The following is a 19,144-nucleotide window of genomic DNA, read 5'->3' as shown; positions in this document are numbered from 1 at the left end:
CCGATGTCGCCCACCGCCGCGTCCGGCCGGCGGAGAGTGTGGTCAGCCGCCCGTTCCGGCCCGGCCCCAGCCCGCGCCCGCCGCGGCCCACTCCCGGTCCAGACGCGCGTACCGCCGGCGCACCATGTGCCCTACGACCACCCTGCGGCCCGCCTCGACACATCCGGCGGCGAGCAGGAACGTACCGATACCGGCCAGCACCGCGTGGGACCGGGCGGCGCGCCCGTCCATCGGCGGGGCAACCGGAAGGCCCGCCCCGTCCGTCCAGATCCGCAGTGGGGACCCGGGTGCGCCGGGCCCCGACGCGGTGGCCACCTCCCCGGTGCGCGGGCTGCCGTCCGGGGCCTGCCACGACGCCACCACCCAGATGCGTGCGGCCCGCTCGGAGCCGCCCTCGGGATCACCCACGTACCGGTCCCGTCCCGGCGCACGGCCCACCACGACCGCGTCGACGGGGCGGCGTTCCTGGTGCTGGGCGCGTACGGACTTCTGGAGGGCGGCGTCGGCGGCCGAACCGCCCGCCCAGCCCGCGGCCGGGGCCCCGACCACGAGAAGCAGCAGCGCTCCGAGCGCCACCCAGGCCTCGCGGCGGTCGGTGGCACGGCGCAGCGGATTGTTCCGCCCGCGCAGCAGAGCCCACAGCAGTACCCACTGCCCCCTCACGCCGTGCCCCCGTCTTCCCGTCGATCGATGTCCCCGCGGCCTGCCTCGGCGGGCCCGTGGTGCGGTGGATCGTCGAGATGCCGAGCCCGGCCTCCGTACCTCCAGACCACTTTCAGCCGCCGGAGGTTGCCTGGTGCGTCCCCCGGCGCACCGTGCCGTACGGAGAGGGGCGGCGGTTCAGTACCCCCGGCTCTGGTACGGCCGGTTGTACGGGTCCTCGTACGGCGACTGGGCGGGCACGGGGCGCGTCGAGGCCGGACGCATCGACTCGTACCCGGTGGCGGGCGCGGGGCGCGGCGGCTGGGGCTGCTGCGGATAGCCGCGGACCGCCGAGGGCTGCTGCGGGATGTACGGCGCGGGCGCGTGCTGCAGCTGGGCGTGCTGCATCGGCGCCTGTTGCGACGGAGCCTGCTGGTACTGCGGCATCGGCTGCTGCTGCGGGTAGCCGTAGGAGCCGGTCTGCTGCGACGGGGCCGCGGGCAGGGCCGGCAGCGCCGACGGCAGGGCCGGCAGATAGCTGTTGCCGGTGTCGTACGCGGCCGGCACACGGATGGGGGCGATCTGAGGGGTTCCCCGCTCCGCGACCAAGGAGTCGTAGATCGGAGTGTCGGGGAACGACGCGGCGTAGTAGCCGCCGCCGAAGGTGGAGCGGGGGGACGTCATGCCACCTAAGTTAAGCCCACGATGTGCCGGATGGGGAGCCCCAATCTTTGGGTTATCCGTTTTACGCAGGTTCTGTGCGCCCGGCCCGCCAAAGCGAGGTTAAAGCTTTCGTTAACGGCGGGGTCCTTTCGCTGATGAGCGACGGCTTCGACCGGTGCTCGCGCTCTTGATCGGGAACGGAGCGGACGCGCTCGGGCGGGAAGCGAATAGCGTTTGGCCATAGGGGCATGCAGACCGGTTCCGCGTCGGGGAGATCGTCCGCGGGCCGAAAAGCGTCGGCCCGCTCCGCCCTCGTTCCGCCCCGTCCGTTCGGAGCCCGGTCCTCATCCGCCCGGCCCGGTGGGAGCGGTCGCGCGGGGTGCGCGGTGCGACGGACGTCCCACCACCGGAAGGACCAGCAGCGCCGCCAGCCCGCAGGCGAGGGCCATCGACGTGAAGCCGTACCGCGCGACGGCCAGACCCGAGACCAGACTTCCGGTGGCGCCGGCGACCGCGAGTCCCACGTCCACCACCCCCTGGGTCGTGGCGCGCCGTTCCGGGGGGAGGGCGTCGGTGACGATCGCGGTGCCGCTGATCAGTCCGAAGTTCCAGCCCAGACCCAGCAGCACGAGCGCGGCACTGATCAGGGGCACCGAATCCGCCGGCGCCAGGGCGGCGAGTCCTCCCGCGGCCAGCAGCAGCGGTCCGGAGGCGCGGGCGACCCACCGCCTGCCGACGCGGTCGACGAGCAGCCCGGTGAGAGGGGAGGGCAGGAACATGGCCGCGACGTGCAGGGAGATCACGAGTCCCGCGGCCTGGGCCGACCCGCCGTGCGCCAGCATGTGCACAGGGGTCATGGTCATGACCGCGATCATCACGGCCTGGGTCAGGACCATCACGGTCGTGCCGACGGCGACGTCGCGTCTCCCGGTGGGCGCGGCCGTGCCGTCACCCGTCCCGGCCGGCCACTCTCCGCCGTCGCTCTCGGCACCGTCGCCGGGGACGGCGCGGAGAGAGACGGCCAGGGAGCGGGCGAGGCGGAGCGGATCGGGTCTGAGCAGGCAGGCGAGAGCGATCGCGGCGGCGGCGAACGCCACGGCCGCCAGCAGGAAGGGCCCGGTGAGCCGCGGCACGCCCAAGGCCTGCGCGATCTCGCCGGTCGGCGTCACCAGGACGGGCCCGGTCACCGCCCCCAGAGTGGTGGCGACCAGCACCGTGCTGACGGCCCGTCCGCGCCGGGCGGGTGCGGCCAGGTCCGCGCCGGCGTAGCGCGCCATGAGGCCCGTGGCCGTACCCGTTCCGTACACCAGGAGAGCCGGGAGGAGCAGCACGACGCTTCCGGCGGCGGCGGCCGCCACCACGCCGATGCTGCCGACCGTCCCGACCGCATAGCCCAGTGTCAGCCCGGCGCGGCGGCCCCGCAGGGTGCAGATCCTGCCGATGCCGAGCGCGCCGAGTGCGGCCCCCGCGGTGAAGAGCGCACTCGGCACTCCGGCGAGGCCGGTGGAGCCGAGCATCTCCTCGGCGAGCAGGGCTCCGACGGTGATTCCCGCCGTGAGACCGGCCCCGCCGATGGTCTGGGCGAGTACCAGCACGGCCAGAACGCGCCGCTGTTCCGGTACTTCACCCGTGGCCGCCGGCTGTCTGCCGCGCGTCGACATGGTTGGGCATCCGATCGTCGTACGGGCGAAGGGCGGTCTTTCAGGCCACGGGAGTGGGTTTCAGGCCCGAGATGTCCGCGAGTGAGAGGAGCATCTGCTCGTGGAGGAATCTCACCATGGTCCAGTGCGGCAGTGCGCCTTCGTCGAACGGCCCGAATTCCTGGCAGTACAGGGGGATCCAGCGCAGAGCCTCCTCCAGTGCCTGTTCGCGCCCCGGGCCTTCCTGGTAGCTCTCGTAGGCGATGCTGCGGTGGTTGATGAAGAACCGGCCGGGGAGCCGTTCTTCGCACAGTTCACGGTATTCGCGGGTCTGCAGGATGAGGTAGTGCCATATCTCGTCGATGTCCTGTTCGACCGGCAGGAAAAGGCCGCTGAGACGGTCGCGGTGCAGGGAGACGAGATAGAGATAACGCAGGCATTCGGTGATCTGTCGTTCCATGAAGTCGGGGGATGTGTCAGGTGACTTCTGCTGGAAATGCTGCACCACTTCGGTGTGCAGGTCCTCGCCGATCAGATTTCTGAGGTCATCGGCGGAGACTGTTCGTCCGCTGGTCATGGAATCCTTTTCCGGAGGGAGGGCGGTGGCCGTCAGGTGCGGTGGGAGGTGAGCCAGGCGTACTTGCCTGAGGGCCCGATGGGGATACGGGTGCGGTGTTCGACCCGGCAGTTCCGCCCGGTCAGTTCGGCGGTGCTCTGCCGTAGCGAATCGGTCTCGGACTTTCCGAGCGGTTCGCCGGTGAACGTCGTGTGGAGGAGAGTGGCCTCCGCTTCGCCGTGGAGGCGGAGTTGGTGCAGGAAGATACGGGGGGATACAGCCGCGATGCGCCGGTCGAGGTCGCCCTGGGCGACGGGTCCGTTCGGTGTGGGGAGCAATTCCTTGAGCCGGCCGCAGAACTGGACGATTCCCGCGGGGTCCGGCGTGCCGTCCAGGGTGCGCACACAATCGCCCGACCCGTAGCGGACGAGCGGCATGTGGGGATTGCGCACACTGGTGACGACGAGTTGATGGATCGTGCTTCCGGGGGCCACCGGATGCAGTTCGACGCTCATCCCGTCGAGATGCGGCCAGTACCTTCCCTCCCGGTCGCTGTAGTACAGATAGCCCAACTCCGTACTGCCGAACAGGTCGATGACCGGGCAGGCGAAGCGTTGGTGCAGGAAGCGCCGCACGTTCACCGGGGTGTACTCATAGGCGTGGATGATGCTGGCCGGCTCCGGGAACGCGTTCCCCAGGCCCCACGCCTCGGCCTTTCGGACGAGATGCGCCAAGTGATAGCCGGAGCAGTCGAGATGGTACTGACCCTGCGGATGTGCGGACCGGACCTGGTCGATCTCGCGGAGCATCCGCAGGACGTCCTGGCGGTCCCACCGCGCCGGATCCAGGCGGAGGTTGAGATAGCAGGTGCGCTCGTCCAGCCGGCGGTCGGCCAGGCTCGACACCCGCTCGCGTTCGACACCGCGACGGGCCGCGTTGACCCGTGCCACGTGCTCCGTCGCGAGGACCGTGGTCAGGGAGACGCGGGGACAGCCCGAGTCCCAGGTCCCGCCGATGTCGGGGTGGCCGCGCCACAGTTCGTAGTACGAGCGGAGCAGGAAGAACGGCGGTCGTATGATCCGCATCCGGGCGTGGTTGGTGCCGGTGGACAGAACGAACTCCGCCTCGCCGTTCTCCAACGCCGCGGCCAGTCGGGGCGTCATCCAGTTGCCGGGGAACCCGCGGGCGATCTCCGCTTTGTCGAGCACGGGGAAGTGGCCCTTGGCCAAGGACTCCTGGTAGATCGGTATGTCGCGTATGAGGTCGATGACCTCGTCGGTCGGCTGGCCTTTCATTAATTCCCTCTCATTTTTCGCACAGCTGGAGAAATTTGGGCTATGAGAGAGTCCGTGCGGGGACGCCCGAGGACGCGCCGCGGTGGCTGGGCGAGCTCCGGCAGACACGGCCCCGGGCGCCCCGCAGTGGATCAGGAAATACAGCCGGACTTCGGTGCGGCACTGATGCAACCGCTCTTGGGTGCGGCGCTGATGCATCCGTTCTTCGCGGACCCCTGGGCGGAGTTGGCGGCGAGCCAATTCTGCCAGACGCGGTCCTGGGTCATCTTCTCGATCAGCTGTTCCATGAGGTCCTCCGGTGATGGGTGCGGAAGGTACTCGCGGTGCCGGGCCGAGTAACGGAATTCTCCCTCGACCCGCTGGCCGAATGTAAAAGCGCGCTTGAGCGTCTGTCAATGAATGGCAATGCCGAACCATGAGAACCGGACTCCCGCGGGGCTCATTCGGCTCGATCGAGTTGTGCCGGACCAGTACCGCGGGCGTAGCGGCGCGCGACTCGCGCACGCTCTCACGATGCACGCGAAGGCACTGATGAACACGGGTGGAGCCGGAGTATGGGGCGCTTTGCGGCGGCTCGCAGGGCGGTGCTGTCGCGGGATGCGGACGGGAGTCGTCGCCCGAAGATGAGAATGCTCTCCTCAAGTCCGCTTCCAGGGGCGGGCGAAGGCAGAATGGTCGGATGCTGTGGCGAGGGATGGGGTCGGTATTAGCGGGATGTGGCGCGGGATCCTTGGTGTTGCTGACCGTCTGGCTATGGCCCGGGCAGAGTGTGCCGCCCTCCATGGGGCCGGCGGTGGTCGTGCCCGTTCTGCACGGCCCGACGCCGTCGTCCACCGCTGCCCCCGGCCCCGCCCGTCCCACGGCGGTACCGCCCGCCCCCCTGCCCGATGCGAGCCGGACCTCTTCGGGTGGCCGGCCCGTGTCCCCCTCGCCCCCGCCCGCAGCCGAGGACGCGACGGACGAATCCCGAGAGGGCCCCGGAGGCAGCGGGCATGAGGGGGGCTCACCCATCGCCGGCGATGACGAGGCCGCGTCGCGGGCTCCACGGGGTGAGGTGGACGACGACGATCTGGACGACGAGGACGAGCAGGACGACGAGGACGACGACGGGGAAGTGCCCCCCGGCCATCGGGGGGATGCGGGCGACGAGTGGGACGACTGATGATCGGGCGCACCGTCAGCGCGCGCTCCCGCATCGTCGGCTGGATGCTCCTGCTGCTGGGCGCGGCCCTGGCCGTGCCCACCTTCGGCATCACGATCGTCTGGCAGGCGGAACTGGACCGTCAGGTCGACGCACGGCTCCTGTCCGAGGCCGACAAGCTGCGCACGTTCGCCCGCACCTCCCGTGACCCGTACACCGGTGAGCGTTTCACCACGGGAGCAGCGTTGCTGACCGCGTTCATGGCGGTCCACCGCCCCGAGCACAACAGCGCCTTCTTCAGCGTCGTCGACGGGCGGGCGGACCGGCGCAGCCCGGGCCCGGCTCCCGCACGTCTGGACCGGGACCCGACGGTCGTGGCCCTGATGGCACGTACGGCGGACACCCGTATCCGATGGCTCGACTCCCCGGCGGGCAAGGTCCGCTACGGCGTCGTCCCGGTGCAGATGGCGGGCGACCACGCCGACACCCGGCTCGTCCTGCTGTCCTTCCGGGACCAGGAGTTGCGCCAGGAGCGCCACATGGCGCGGCTGCTGCTGGCCTCGGGCTGCTTCGCCCTGGTGGTCGCGGGGCTGGCGAGCTGGCTGGTCGCGGGCCGGGTCCTGGCCCCGATCCGGCTCGTCCGGCAGACGGCCGAGCGGATCAGCGAGACGGACCTGAGCCAGCGGCTGCCGGTGCGGGGGAGCGATGACGTGGCCGCCCTGGCCGAGACGTTCAACCACATGCTCGACCGCCTGTCCGGCGCCTTCACCGCGCAACGCCGCTTCCTGGACGAGGTGGCGCACGAACTGCGGACCCCCATCACGGTCCTGCGGGGGCACCTTGAGCTCATGGACGAGGATGCCGGCAGTCGCCACCGCCAGACCCGGGCCCTGCTCTTCGACGAACTGGACCGGATGAGACGGATCGTGGACGATCTGCTGCTCCTGGCCCGGGCCGAGCGCCCCGACTTCCTCACCCTCGGCCAGACCAGCCTGACCGACCTCGTGGTCGACGCGGCGGCCAAGGCGCAGGCGCTGGGGCGGCGGCACTGGACCGTGGCCGAGGTCGCCGACGTCCATGTGCACCTGGACGGACAGCGAGTCACCCAGGCGCTGATGCAGCTCGCGGCCAACGCGGTCAGCCACACTGATGAGGGCGACGTCATCGAGATCGGGTCGCGCCTTCTGCGCGGCCGGGTGCTGCTGTGGGTGGCGGACACCGGGCCCGGTGTGGCCCCGGAGGACCGCGAGCGGATCTTTCAGTGTTTCTACCAGGGCGGCACCGCGGTCCCCGGCCGTGCCGCCACCGGTATCGGCCTGGGGCTCGCGCTGGTCCGCGAGATCGCCCAGGCGCACGACGGTGCCGTGCGCGTCGAGGAGGTCCCCGAGGGCGGCGCGAGATTCGTCATCGACCTTCCCGCACTGCACCCCACGACCGAAGGAACCCCCTTTGAGCAGGATTCTGATAGCCGAGGACGAGGCGCGAATCGCCGCCTTCGTCGAAAAAGGCCTGCGCCGTAGCGGGTACGTCACCCGGGTCGTCGCCGACGGCGCCGCCGCCTACGAGCACGCCCGCAGCCGGGACTTCGACCTCCTCATCCTCGACCTCGGACTGCCCGGCGACGACGGGCTGACCGTGCTGCGAAAGTTGCGGAAGGCACGGGTCACACTGCCCGTCGTCATCCTCACCGCTCGTGACAGTGTGAGCGACATCGTGGCGGGCCTGGAGAGCGGAGCCGACGACTACATGGTCAAACCGTTCGCCTTCGACGAGCTGCTGGCCCGGGTCCGGCTGCGACTGCGCAGGGAGGAGCCGCCGGAGAACTTCCTGCTGAGAGTGGGGGATCTGGTCCTGGACCTCAGGACCCGGCGTGCCCAGGTGGGTCAACGCGTCACCGACCTGTCCGCCCGGGAGTTCGCCCTCGCCGAGACCCTCATGCGCAATCCCGAACGGGTGTTGTCCCGGGAGCAACTGCTCAGCCAGGTATGGGGGTTCGATTACGACCCGGGGTCGAACATCGTCGACGTCTACATCCGCTACCTGCGGCGCAAGATCGGTGCCGACCGGGTCCAGACCGTACGTGGCGTGGGATACCGGCTGCGGGCCTGACCTCCCGAGCGGGCGGGTCCGCCCGGCGGACACGGACCGCCGAGGCCGATGAGAACAGTCTCACCGCTGTCTCACCGCTGCCTCATCGCCCTCCCGGAGACTCATCCCCACGGCTCCCGGGTGTCGGGGGTTCCGTGAGCGGCCGGACGGCCGCCACGGCCCTCGCCCGGGGACCAGGCAGTGCTCCATCGCACCAGCGGGCACGGAGGAGGGAACACCCCTCCTGCCCCGCGGCACGAACACACCCACTGATCCCCCGTGGGTCCGGGCCTCCGTGTGCCACGAGGGCCCGGTTGCGAGCGGCTGCGAACGCGCCCGCGCGACACACCACACGTAAACTTCCTCAGGGAGGACTCTCCTGTGCGACAACTCATCGACCACGCCCGCGCCTTCCCTTCCCGCTGCGGCGGAGCGGGCCGTGACCTCCGGAGCTTCGAGGGCGGCCAGAAGCCCTCCGCCATGTTCATCACCTGCTCCGACTCCAGGGTGGTCCCCACCCTGCTGACCGACTCCGACCCCGGCGAACTCTTCGAGATGCGCACGGCCGGGAACATCGTCCCGCCCTACGATCCGGACGCGCCCACGAGCGAGATGGCGACGATCGAGTACGCAGTCCGCGTGCTGGAGGTGTCCGACATCATCCTCTGCGGGCACTCCCACTGCGGGGCCGTCGGAGCCCTGGCCCGGGGGGACGATCTGCGGACCCTGCCGGCGGTGCGCGGCTGGCTGAGCAGATGCCCCCCGCCGGACGGCCCCCGCGGCTACGGCGACTTCGGCCCCGACTGCGAACAGCCCGTACAGAGTCACGCGGTGGCGCAGCTGAACACGTTGCGCGACTACCCGTGTGTGAACCAGGCCGCGCGCGAGGGCCGGCTCGGCCTGCACGCCTGGTACTACGAGGTGCACACCGGCGCCGTGCAGATCCACGACCCGTTCACCGGAACCTTCTCCTCCCTGTGACAGCTACCCGAGGGTGAGCACGGCGGGCAGCTCCGCCGACACCCGCTGTCCCCCCCCACTCCTAGGAGCTGAAGCTCTCATGTTCTCTCCCCACCTCCGCTTACGCCCGGACGTCCTGTCCCGCGACATCCTCGCCTCGATCGTGGTCTTCCTCGTAGCCGTCCCCCTCTGTGTGGGGATCGCGGTCGCCTCCGGTGTCCCCGCCGAACTGGGCCTGGTCACGGGCATCGTCGGCGGACTGGTCGCAGGCGCGATGCCGGGCTCCTCGCTCCAGGTCAGCGGTCCGGCCGCCGGGCTCACCGTCCTGGTGTACGAGGCCGTCACCGACCATGGCGTCGCGGCGCTCGGCATCCTCGTCCTGACGACCGGAATACTCCAGGTCGGGCTGGGACTCGTCGGCTTCGGCCGGTGGTTCCGCGCCATCTCGACCGCGGTCGTCCACGGCATGCTCGCCGGCATCGGTCTCGTACTGATCAGCAGCCAGCTCTACGCCATGGCCGGGGTGTCCGCTCCCGGCGGCGGTCTCGACAACCTGACCGGGCTGCCGGACCTGCTCACCCGGATCACCGGAGCCCCGGCGATCTCCTCCTGCGCGGTCGGCGCGGGTGCCATCGCCGTCCTGATCCTGTGGAAGCGGCTTCCCGGGCGGCTGCCCCAGATGCTCCCCGGGCCGCTGGTGGCCGTGGGACTGGCCATCCTGGCGGTGGCCGTGTTCGACCTGCCCGTCGCTTCCATCGAGGTCCAGGGGCTGATCGACTCGCTGCGGCTGACGGGCCTGGACGACTTCGGTCTGCTCGCCGACGTCGGTCTCCTCGGCGTCATTCTCGCATTCACGCTCATCGCCTCGGCCGAATCCCTTTTCAGCGCCGCCGCCGTGGACCGGATGCACGACGGTCCACGCACGCACTACAACAAGGAACTCATCGCGCAGGGGACGGGCAACACCCTCTGCGGCCTCGTCGGCGCACTGCCCATGACCGCCGTCATCGTGCGCAGTGCCGCCAACGTCCAGGCAGGTGCGTGCACCAAGGCGTCACGGATCCTGCACGGGGTGTGGCTGCTGCTGTTCGCGGCCCTGTTCCCCGCCGTGCTCGGTCTGATCCCCGTGGCCGCCCTCGCCGGGATCCTCGTCCACGCCGGTGCGAAGCTCATCCCCGTGACGACCATCCGCCCGCTCTGGCGTGAACACCGGGGCGAGGCCGTGGTCCTGGCGGTGACCGCCCTGGCGATCGTGCTCACGGACATGTTCATGGGGGTGCTGCTCGGTATCGGACTGGCGGTGATCAAGACCGCCTGGGAGACCTCCGCCGTCCGCCTCGACATCGACGAGCGCGACGACCGCACCACGGTCGCCCTCGTCGGCAGCGCCACCTTCCTGCGCCTCCCCTTGATTCTGGACACCCTGGAGGCCCTCCCGAAGGACCGGCCTGTGGAGCTCGACTTCTCGCGGCTGCGCCATCTGGACCATGCCTGCCGTACCGCCCTGGACGCGTGGAGCACGCACAACGGCCCTGCCGAGAGCCCCGAACCGGAGAAGGCCGGCACACCCCGCGAGGCCGCCCTCGCCGGCCTCGCTCCGAAGAGCGAAGGGCCTCCGCGCACCACGGACCGCTAGCGGACCCCGCACCACGGACCGCCCAGCACGCGCCCGGTCCGCGACGGCGTCGGCGCCCGGAGGCTTTCCCGCCACAGACGGATAGATTGTGGGGAAAGCCTGCGGGCAGCCGGACTCGTGATGGGGGCGAGCATGACCATGCAAAAAGGGACCAACATTCCGGTGCCGGCCGGTGCCGTGCGCGTCGAACTGGGTTGGCACGCCGCACCCGGCGCCCCGGACGTCGACGCCTCCGCGCTGCTGCTGGTGGCGGGCAAGGTCCGCAGCGACGCCGACTTCGTCTTCTACAACCAGCCGGCCCACGCCTCCGGAGCGGTCCGGCACGAGGGCAAGCGGACCGCTCCCGGCGGGGTCACCGACACCCTCGTCGTCGACTTCGCGAAGGTCGAGCCCGGGATCGAGCGCATCGTCGTCGCGGCCTCGGCCGACGGCGGGAGCTTCGGCCGGGTGAGCGGGCTCTACGTACGGATCACCGACGCGGCGGGCGGCGCGGAGCTGGCCCGCTTCGACAGCACGGACGCCACGGTCGAGACCGCCTTCATCCTCGGCGAGCTGTATCTCCGTCAGGGCGCCTGGAAGTTCCGGGCGGTCGGGCAGGGATACAGCACCGGCCTCGAAGGCCTGGCGACGGACTTCGGCATCTCCGTGGACGAACCGCAGCAGGCTCCGCCCGCCCCGCAGGCTTCCCGGCCGGCCGCCCCGGCCCCGGCTCCCGCGCCCGCCGCCGCCCCGGTCGCCCCGCAACCCCCCGCTCCCGCGGCCCCGCCCGTCACACAGCCCGTACGGCTGACCAAGATCACGCTGACGAAGAGCGCCCCGTCCGTCTCGCTCGCCAAGCAGGGCGGCACCTCCGGCGCGCTGCGCGTCAACCTCAACTGGGAAGTGCGCAAACAGTTCACAGGCTGGGGAGCGAAACTCGGACGGGCCATCGCCATGCACGCCGACCTCGATCTCGATCTCTGCGCGCTCTACGAACTCACCGACGGACGCAAGGGAGTCGTACAGGCTCTCGGAAACGCGTTCGGTTCTCTGAATCAGCCGCCCTTCATCCATCTCGACGGTGACGATCGCACCGGTGCGCTCTCGACCGGCGAGAACATGACCATCAACCTCGACCACAAGAACCTGCTCCGGCGCGTACTGATCTTCGTCACTGTCTATGAGGGCGCCCGGAGTTTCGCCGATCTCCATGCCACGGTCACCCTCCAGCCGCAGAACGGCGCGCCCATCGACTTCTCCCTCGACGAGTGCACCGTGCCCTCCACCGTCTGCGCCCTCGCCCTCATCACCAACAACGGCGGCGACCTCACCGTGCAGCGCGAGGCCCGCTACCTCGTTCCCGACCGGGGCGTCAGCCCCCAGCGCACCATCGACGCCGCCTACGGCTGGGGCATGAACTGGACGCCCGGCCGTAAGTGAGGACCCGCGCCCGCCCGGGCCGGCCGCCCGCCTCCCGGAGGCGGCGTCACCGGTCGGGCGCGGCTTCCGGACGCGCGTACGTACGGCCCTTCCAGGCCGCGCCCCGCCCCCGGTAGTGCTGCACCGCCGAGTCCACCGTCATCAGCAGGTACAGCACCGCCGTCAGCGGCAGCAGCGGACCCAGCCACGGCGACTGCCGGTAGTACGCCAGCATCGGCAGATACGTCGCCGTCATCACCGCCCAGGCCGCGCCGCCCGCCCAGGCCGCCGCCGCGTCACCCGACAGCACCCCCGCCACCAGCGTCGCGGGCGGCGCCACATAGACGAGCAGCAGCCCCGGGACAGTCCCCGCCAGCAGCAGCGGGCTGTGCCGCAACTGCGCGTACGCGCTGCGCGCGACCATCCGCCAGAGATCCGCGAGCCGCGGATACGGCCGCACACTGTCCACCCGCTCCGCGAGCCCCAGCCAGATGCGGCCGCCGCTGCGCCGCACCTCCCGCGCCAGCGACACGTCGTCGATCACCGCCTGCCGGATCGACTCCGGGATCCGGGCCCGCTCGGCGGCCTCCGTACGCAGGAGTACGCATCCTCCCGCCGCCGCGGCCGTCCGCGACCGGGCGCTGTTCACCCGGCGGAACGGGTAGAGCTGCCCGAAGAAGTAGACGAACGCGGGCACCACCAGGCGCTCCCAGACGCTCTCCACCCGCAACCGCGCCATCTGCGACACCAGGTCGAAGCCGTCGGGGCCGCCGGGACCGGCCGCGGCCACCAGATCGCGCAGGCTGTCCGGCTCGTGCGCGATGTCCGCATCGGTCAGCAGCAGGAAGTCCGGCTTGTCCCGCCGGGCCACCGCGATCCCGTGCCGCAGGGCCCACAGCTTGCCCGTCCAGCCCCGCTCGGGCTCCCCGGGCGTCACCACGGTCAGCGGCAGACCGCCGTACCGGGCGGCCAGGTCCCGGGCCAGCTGCCCGGTGCCGTCGCTGCTGCAGTCGTCGACGAGGATGATCCGGGCCTCCCCCGGATAGTCCTGGACCAGCAGCGACGGCAGGCTCACCGGCAGCATCGCGGCCTCGTCGCGGGCCGGCACCACCACCGCCACCGACGGCCAGCGCGCCGGGTCGGTGCGCCGGGGGAGCCGCTGGTCCGTCCGCCAGTAGAAGCCCTGCCCCAGCAGCAGCCACACCCACACGATCAGCGAACCCACGGCGATCCAGGCAACGACGCTCATCCGCCGAAGTCTGCCCCACAGAGCCCGGTCCGCAAGGGCTGTCGGCTAGGGTGACCGGGTGAAGATCGCGCTCATGGACTCCGGAATCGGCCTGCTGGCGGCAGCGGCCGCCGTGCGCCGCCTGCGGCCCGACGCCGAACTGGTGCTCTCCTCCGACCCCGGCTCGATGCCCTGGGGTCCCCGCACTCCCGAGGACCTGACCGCCCTGGCCCTGGACGTCGCCCGCGCCGCCGCGGCCCAGCGCCCCGACGCGCTGATCATCGCCTGCAACACGGCCTCGGTCCACGCCCTGCCGGCGATCCGCGCCGAGCTGGAGCCCGCCCTGCCGGTCATCGGCACGGTCCCCGCGATCAAGCCCGCCGCCGCGGGCGGCGGCTCCGTCGCCATCTGGGCCACGCCGGCCACCACCGGCAGCCCCTACCAGCGCGGACTGATCGCGGAATTCGGCGGCTCCGCCGAGGTCACCGAGGTGCCGTGCCCCGGCCTCGCCGACGCCGTGGAGCACGGCGACGAGGCCGCGATCGACCGGACCGTCGCGGCCGCCGCCGCCCTCACCCCGATCGACGTGCGGGCCGTCGTCCTCGGCTGCACCCACTACGAGCTGGTCGCGACCCGGATCCGCGACGCCGTGCAGCGCCCCGGGCGCCCGCCGCTCGCGCTGCACGCCTCCGCCGGGGCGGTCGCCGCCCAGGCACTGCGCCGGATCGGCGCGGAACCCGCCCCGACGGCCGCACCCTCCGGCGGGCTCACCGTGCTGCGGGCAGGGCGTGTCGCGGCTCTCCCGGACGCCGCCCTGACCTACGCGGAAGGCCGGATCCTGGCCGCCGGAGAACCCGTCCGCTGACCGCACGGCCGATCGGACGGCTCGCCCGATCGGCCCCCGCAGCCCCGGCCGGGAGTCCGGAACGCGGCTACGCTGCTGAATATGACCGACCACCCCGAGAGTGCGAGGCACGGGTCGAGCCAGGCGCCGCCCACGGAGTGGAACGGCCGCGCCACCAACCGGCTCCAGTGGCTGCTGGCCCTCGCGGGCGCGGGCTGTGTGGCGCTCGGCATCGAGCTCGCCGTCGACGGTGCCTGGACCTCGGGCATCGCCCCGCTGCTCATGTCCGTGATCGGTTGCCTCGCCGCCGGACTGCTGATCCTCTTCGGCACACTCGCCTTCGTCCATGTGGCCGTCAAGGTCGACGGGGACAGCCTGGAGGTCCGCTGCGGCCACGCCGGCCTGCCGCGCCGCCGGATCCTGCTCAGCCATGTCACGGGCGCGGAGTTCGTCCCCCGGATCAATCCACGCGAGTGGGGCGGCTGGGGCTACCGCTGGCGCCCCGAACAGGGCACCGCCGTGGTGGTCCGCAAGGGTGAGGGCATGGCCCTGAGCCTCGGCGACGGCCGTACCTTCACCGTCACGGTCGACGACGCGGAGACGGCCGTACGGTTCATCCGGCAGCGCCTGCACCTGCCGTCCCCCGGGAAACGGCCCGGCGACTGACCGGGCCGCCCCGAAGCCGCCGGTGACCCGGCCCCGCGCAGGTCAACGCCGCCGCTCACAGCCGCCCACCGTAGACTCCGGCGGGTGAGCGCCACCATGACCCCCGTCGACGATTCGCCGCCCCCGGCAGCGGCCCCCCGGGCCGCCGGGCTGCCGCGGCGGCTCCTCCGCCCGGCCGCCGCCGTGCTGTCCGGGCTCCTGCTCTACGCGAGCTTCCCGCCCCGGACCGTGTGGTGGCTCGTGCTGCCCGGGTTCGCGCTGCTCGGCTGGGTGCTGCACGGGCGCCGGCTGCGGGCCGCGTTCGGCCTCGGCCTCCTGTCGGGCCTCGGCTTCATGCTGCCGCTGCTGCACTGGACCGGCGAGGACGTCGGCCCGGTGCCGTGGCTGGCCCTGGCCGCCGCGGAGGGGCTCTTCATCGCCGTGGGATGCCTGGGCATCGCCGCGGTGACCCGCCTCGCGTACTGGCCCGTGTGGGCGGCCGCGGTCTGGACGCTGGACGAGGCGGTCCGCGCCCGGATCCCGTTCGGCGGTTTCCCCTGGGGCAAGATCGCCTTCGGCCAGTCCGAGAGCGCCTTCCTGCCGCTCGCCGCGCTCGGCGGCACCCCGTTGCTCTCCTTCGCCGTCGTGCTGTGCGGCTTCGGCCTCTACGAGGCGGTGCGCCAGGTCATGGCGTACCGGTCCACCGGGAAGATCTCCCGCGCCGCCGTCGCCGGAGCCGCCGCGAGCGTCCTCGTACCCATCGCGGGCGCTCTCGCGGCGCTGCCCCTGGTCGACGACTCGGCGGAGAACGGCACCGCCACCGTCGCCGCGATCCAGGGCAACGTGCCGCGCCTCGGCCTCGACTTCAACGCCCAGCGCCGCGCCGTCCTCGACAACCACGCCCGGCGCACCACCCAGCTGGCCGAGGAGGTGAAGGCGGGCAAGGAGAAGCAGCCCGACTTCGTGCTGTGGCCGGAGAACTCCTCCGACCTCGACCCCTACCTCAACGCGGACGCCCGCCAGGTCATCGACGACGCGGTCAAGGCGATCGGCGCCCCCACGGTCGTCGGCTCGGTGGTCGAGAAGGGCTCCGACAGCCTCCGCAACACCCTGATCGAGTGGGACCCCGACCGGGGCCCCGTCGACACCTACGACAAGCGCCACATCCAGCCGTTCGGCGAGTACATGCCGATGCGCACGGTCGCCCGCTTCTTCAGCGAGGACGTGGACCGGGTGCAGCGCGAGTTCGTCCCCGGCACCGAGGTGGGCGTCTTCGACCTCGCGGGCACGAAGGTCGGGCTCGTGACCTGTTACGAGGCCGCCTTCGACGACGCCGTACGCGACACCGTCACCCACGGCGGGCAGATGATCGCCGTGCCGAGCAACAACGCGACGTTCGGCCGCAGCGAGATGACCTACCAGCAGCTGGCCATGTCCCGGGTGCGGGCCGTCGAGCACGGCCGGGCCGTCGTCGTCCCCGTCACCAGCGGGGTCAGCGCGGTGATCCGGCCCGACGGCACGATCGTGGAGAAGAGCGGGATGTTCACCCCCGACGCCCTCGTCGCCGAGGTGCCGCTGCGCTCCTCGCTCACCCCCGCCACCCGGATGGGCCCGCTGCCCGAGGGTGTCATCGCGCTGCTGGCCCTGGCCGGCCTGGGCTGGGTGGGCGTCTCGGCGGTCCGGGCCCGCAGGGTGCGGGGCGCCGGGAAGTAGCACCGGATCCGGCCACGTAGGCTCGGATCCATGGCTACTCCCGACTTCATCCGTGACATCCGCGCCACCGCCGGGCACCAGCTGCTTCTGCTGCCCGGCGTGACGGCCGTCGTTCTCGACGACGAGGGCCGCGTGCTGCTCGGCCGGCGCGCGGACACGGGGAAGTGGGCGGTCATCGGCGGGATCTCCGAACCGGGGGAGGAGCCGGCGGCGACGGCGGAGCGGGAGGTGCTGGAGGAGACGGGTGTGCACTGCGTGGCCGAACGGCTGGTGCTCGCCCAGGCGCTGGAGCCCGTGCAGTACGCCAACGGCGACCGCTGCCAGTATCTGGACATCACCTTCCGCTGCCGGGCGACCGGCGGCGAGGCGCGGGTCAACGACGACGAGTCGCTGGAAGTGGGCTGGTTCCCGCTGGACGGGCTCCCGCCGCTCGGCGAGTTCGCCCTGTTCCGGATCAAGCAGGCCCTCACCGAGGGCCCCGCCTGGTTCCAGCCCACCCCGAGCACGACCTGAACCCTCTCCTTCGCGGTGAGGGTTCCTGTCGCCTCTCCCCGACGGCTCTACCCGACGGTGAAGGTTCCCGTCGCCCCGGTGAACGGCGTGATCTTCCCGAGCAGGTTCTTCGCGTCCCCGTGGTGCACGATCCGGTAGGTGCCGGGCGCGGTGTCCGCCGCGATCTTCCAGGTGACCGTGGCCTTCGAGGTGCCGGCCAGGCCGTTGAGCCGGGTCCAGCGGTAGGTGGTCTCCCAGTCACCGTCGTCCAGGACCCGCTTCCAGGTGCCGTTCTCCAGCCGCTGGACCTCCAGGAAGGTGGAGCCCCGGCGGACGTTGTTCTTCGGGTGGCCGGTGGCGAACTCCACGGTGGCGGTGGAGCCGCGCGCGTACGAGCTCTCCGGGGCCTTCAGGACCGCGCCGAACGCCTTGCCCGAGGGCGGGTTGTCGTACACGACCCCCGTCTGGAAGGTGAACTGCCGCCCCGACTCGTCCGCCGGCAACGTACCCCGGTCCAGGGCCGTACCCGCACGCAGGGACTCCGCGATCCGGGTGTACTCCTGCTGGTAGGCGGGCAGGGTGTAGCGGCCGTACAGCGTGGAGCCGCCCTCGTAGTTCTGGGTGTCGTACTCCTCCGGCGTCGTGACGTACTGGCTGAAGGCGTTGGCGTACCCCTGGAGCAGGACGCGGTCCAGCGGTACGCCCAGCTGCTCGGCCACCGTGCGGCGTACGCGGAGCCCGGAGGCGATGGTGAACTCGCCCGGGGCGGCCACCAGGTGCAGCTCGCCGATCTTCATGATCTGCAGGGGGAGCCGCTTCGGGGTGACCGGGTGGACGTTGCTCAGCAGGCCCGTGGGGATCAGGCTCGCCTTCGGGTACTGGCAGGTCGCGAGCCAGGACGGGGTGTCGACGCGCAGCGCTTCGAGTATGGGTGCGATCGGGGTGCGCATGCCCTCCTCGAAGAGCGGGACGGCCGGACCGTCCTCGACGCTGCCCGCGAGCGTGGACGCGCCCACGACGGCGGGGCAGGTGCGGTGCTCCTCGCCGTCCGGGGTGTACTCCGGCCGTACGGTCACGTTCTCCATGTCGACATAGGCGAGGCGGGAGTCGACCCCTCCGGCGACGGGGCGCGCGTCGTCGTAGATCTCCCGGGCCTTGTCGAGCTGGCGCTCACCGATGATGCGCGCGTTCTCGAACTCGTCCTCGGTGGGCCCGGAACCGGGCTTCAGATTGAGGTTGGGGGACATGTCGCCGGCGTTGGTGTTGGGGAAGGCCGCGACGAACCCCGGGGTGTCGTCGAGATAGTGGACGCCCTCGTGGTCGTGCTCCCAGGCGTAGGAGGCATAGCCCTTGTTGTCGGGGCTGATGAGCGTGTTCTTGTTGGTGATCGAGGTGTTGTGGGTGGCGAACCAGCTGATCGCGCCCGCGTCCTTGTCACCCTGCTTGAAGCGCAGCACGGTCATCGCCGGGTCGATCCCGTCGGGGAAGGCGGCCCGGTCGGCGGCCGGGTTGCGGTCGAACGCCTCCCGGGATCGGTTGACGCTGGCGTTGGTCAGGGTCCCCGTGCCCAGACTCATCGTGCCGGGCTTCAGGTCCTCGTGCGCCTCGGCCACCGACTCGGTGATGCCGTCGACGATCGCCCGGTAGGTCTCCTTCTGGAAGCCGAGGACGGAGAGGTTGTAGGCGACGTTGTGGGAGTATCCGCCGGGCCCCGAGTGGGTGTGGGTGGCCGAGAGGAGGACGTTGTCCTCGTCGTACAGGCTGCCGTAACGCTCCGTCAACCGGGCCATGACGCCCTGCCGGACGGACTGGAAGATCATCGCCAGGTCGGCGTTGACGTACACCACGCGCTTGCCGCTCGCCTTGTCGACGACGACGAAGGCCCGCGACCGCTGCCGCTGGTGGATGCCCGAGGTCTTCTGGTCGAAGCTGGAGTAGCCCATCATCCCCGTCTCGGCGGCCTCGCCCGTGACATCGGCGATACCGCGCCCGACGAGGTAGCCGGTGTCCTCGGCGGTGTCCGACGCGGACGCGGGGGAGGGGGCGCCGAGGGTGACCGCTCCGAGGGCGGCGGCGAGCAGCGCGACGGGGAGCCTGCGCCGGGAGCGGCGGACGGTGGGGGGTGGCATGGAACCTCCTGGGGCGGGAGAGGACGTTGGCCGGGCCCCGTCGGCGGCTCACCGACGTGGAGGGGCCGGGGCAG

General features: G+C 71.6%; 18 protein-coding genes. 9 read left to right on the top strand and 9 right to left on the bottom strand.

Annotation, left to right across the window (positions count from 1 at the left end):
* Nucleotides 1–42: 42 nt before the first annotated feature.
* From IE140_RS29550 to IE140_RS36465, 7 genes are all read right to left on the bottom strand, one after another.
* Nucleotides 43–663, bottom strand: coding sequence for an Rv1733c family protein (locus tag IE140_RS29550; protein ID WP_150197670.1), 621 nt, complete (start codon nucleotides 661–663; stop codon nucleotides 43–45).
* Nucleotides 664–840: 177 nt separating this feature from the next.
* Nucleotides 841–1,326, bottom strand: coding sequence for a DUF6643 family protein (locus tag IE140_RS29545; protein ID WP_150197671.1), 486 nt, complete (start codon nucleotides 1,324–1,326; stop codon nucleotides 841–843).
* A gap of 323 nt (nucleotides 1,327–1,649) precedes the next feature.
* Entirely contained in the window at nucleotides 1,650–2,966 is a 1,317-nt protein-coding gene (locus IE140_RS29540; protein ID WP_150197672.1) for an MFS transporter, read from the bottom strand.
* Nucleotides 2,967–3,006: 40 nt separating this feature from the next.
* Nucleotides 3,007–3,522 (bottom strand): glycine-rich domain-containing protein, encoded by a 516-nt coding sequence (locus IE140_RS29535; RefSeq protein ID WP_150197673.1) that lies wholly within the window; start codon nucleotides 3,520–3,522, stop codon nucleotides 3,007–3,009.
* A gap of 32 nt (nucleotides 3,523–3,554) precedes the next feature.
* The gene (locus IE140_RS29530; RefSeq protein ID WP_150197674.1) at nucleotides 3,555–4,796 is read right to left on the bottom strand and encodes a phenylacetate--CoA ligase family protein; all 1,242 of its coding nucleotides are present in this window, start codon (nucleotides 4,794–4,796) and stop codon (nucleotides 3,555–3,557) included.
* Between the two features lie 131 nt (nucleotides 4,797–4,927).
* A complete protein-coding gene (locus IE140_RS29525) occupies nucleotides 4,928–5,083 on the bottom strand; it encodes a hypothetical protein (protein WP_167533584.1) in 156 nt (51 codons plus the stop codon).
* A gap of 716 nt (nucleotides 5,084–5,799) precedes the next feature.
* The gene (locus IE140_RS36465) at nucleotides 5,800–5,925 is read right to left on the bottom strand and encodes a hypothetical protein (RefSeq protein ID WP_268252793.1); all 126 of its coding nucleotides are present in this window, start codon (nucleotides 5,923–5,925) and stop codon (nucleotides 5,800–5,802) included.
* Between the two features lie 32 nt (nucleotides 5,926–5,957).
* On the opposite strand from IE140_RS36465, the gene IE140_RS29520 reads away from it, so the two are divergent.
* From IE140_RS29520 to IE140_RS29500, 5 genes are all read left to right on the top strand, one after another.
* Nucleotides 5,958–7,457 (top strand): sensor histidine kinase, encoded by a 1,500-nt coding sequence (locus IE140_RS29520; RefSeq protein ID WP_093445585.1) that lies wholly within the window; start codon nucleotides 5,958–5,960, stop codon nucleotides 7,455–7,457.
* Nucleotides 7,387–8,046 carry a response regulator transcription factor gene (locus tag IE140_RS29515; RefSeq protein ID WP_032766127.1) on the top strand — a complete coding sequence of 220 codons (660 nt, stop codon included), beginning with the start codon at nucleotides 7,387–7,389 and terminating at the stop codon, nucleotides 8,044–8,046. Before IE140_RS29520 ends, IE140_RS29515 begins: the two co-directional genes overlap by 71 nt.
* Before the next feature lie 360 nt (nucleotides 8,047–8,406).
* Complete coding sequence (locus IE140_RS29510; protein ID WP_150198308.1) at nucleotides 8,407–9,006, top strand: carbonic anhydrase; 600 nt, start codon at nucleotides 8,407–8,409, stop codon at nucleotides 9,004–9,006.
* 79 nt (nucleotides 9,007–9,085) lie between these two features.
* Nucleotides 9,086–10,621 (top strand): SulP family inorganic anion transporter, encoded by a 1,536-nt coding sequence (locus tag IE140_RS29505; protein ID WP_150198306.1) that lies wholly within the window; start codon nucleotides 9,086–9,088, stop codon nucleotides 10,619–10,621.
* Nucleotides 10,622–10,741: 120 nt separating this feature from the next.
* A complete protein-coding gene (locus IE140_RS29500) occupies nucleotides 10,742–12,040 on the top strand; it encodes a TerD family protein (protein ID WP_189460842.1) in 1,299 nt (432 codons plus the stop codon).
* 46 nt (nucleotides 12,041–12,086) lie between these two features.
* Here IE140_RS29500 and IE140_RS29495 read toward each other — a convergent pair whose 3' ends face one another.
* Nucleotides 12,087–13,268 carry a glycosyltransferase gene (locus tag IE140_RS29495; RefSeq protein ID WP_100560891.1) on the bottom strand — a complete coding sequence of 394 codons (1,182 nt, stop codon included), beginning with the start codon at nucleotides 13,266–13,268 and terminating at the stop codon, nucleotides 12,087–12,089.
* A gap of 58 nt (nucleotides 13,269–13,326) precedes the next feature.
* Here IE140_RS29495 and IE140_RS29490 point away from each other — a divergent pair, with 58 nt between their 5' ends.
* The 4 genes from IE140_RS29490 (at nucleotide 13,327) to IE140_RS29475 (ending at nucleotide 16,962) form a co-directional block, all read left to right on the top strand.
* Nucleotides 13,327–14,112 (top strand): glutamate racemase, encoded by a 786-nt coding sequence (locus IE140_RS29490; protein WP_150194156.1) that lies wholly within the window; start codon nucleotides 13,327–13,329, stop codon nucleotides 14,110–14,112.
* Nucleotides 14,113–14,193: 81 nt separating this feature from the next.
* Nucleotides 14,194–14,757: a hypothetical protein gene (locus tag IE140_RS29485; protein WP_032766118.1), complete on the top strand. Its 564-nt coding sequence runs from the start codon at nucleotides 14,194–14,196 to the stop codon at nucleotides 14,755–14,757.
* A 96-nt stretch (nucleotides 14,758–14,853) separates the two neighbouring features.
* Nucleotides 14,854–16,449 (top strand): apolipoprotein N-acyltransferase, encoded by a 1,596-nt coding sequence (gene lnt / locus IE140_RS29480; RefSeq protein ID WP_150194201.1) that lies wholly within the window; start codon nucleotides 14,854–14,856, stop codon nucleotides 16,447–16,449.
* 30 nt (nucleotides 16,450–16,479) lie between these two features.
* Complete coding sequence (locus IE140_RS29475) at nucleotides 16,480–16,962, top strand: NUDIX hydrolase (protein WP_032766115.1); 483 nt, start codon at nucleotides 16,480–16,482, stop codon at nucleotides 16,960–16,962.
* Between the two features lie 47 nt (nucleotides 16,963–17,009).
* Here the strand turns inward: IE140_RS29475 and IE140_RS29470 are convergent, their stop codons facing one another.
* Nucleotides 17,010–19,070 carry a neutral/alkaline ceramidase gene (locus tag IE140_RS29470; protein ID WP_150194158.1) on the bottom strand — a complete coding sequence of 687 codons (2,061 nt, stop codon included), beginning with the start codon at nucleotides 19,068–19,070 and terminating at the stop codon, nucleotides 17,010–17,012.
* Nucleotides 19,071–19,144 lie beyond the last annotated feature (74 nt).

Source organism: Streptomyces parvus (genome assembly GCF_014648875.1).
In the GTDB taxonomy this organism is placed as follows: domain Bacteria; phylum Actinomycetota; class Actinomycetes; order Streptomycetales; family Streptomycetaceae; genus Streptomyces; species Streptomyces parvus.
The sequence above is the reverse complement of the archived record's forward strand: the minus strand, read 5'-3'. Positions and strand labels throughout refer to the sequence as shown.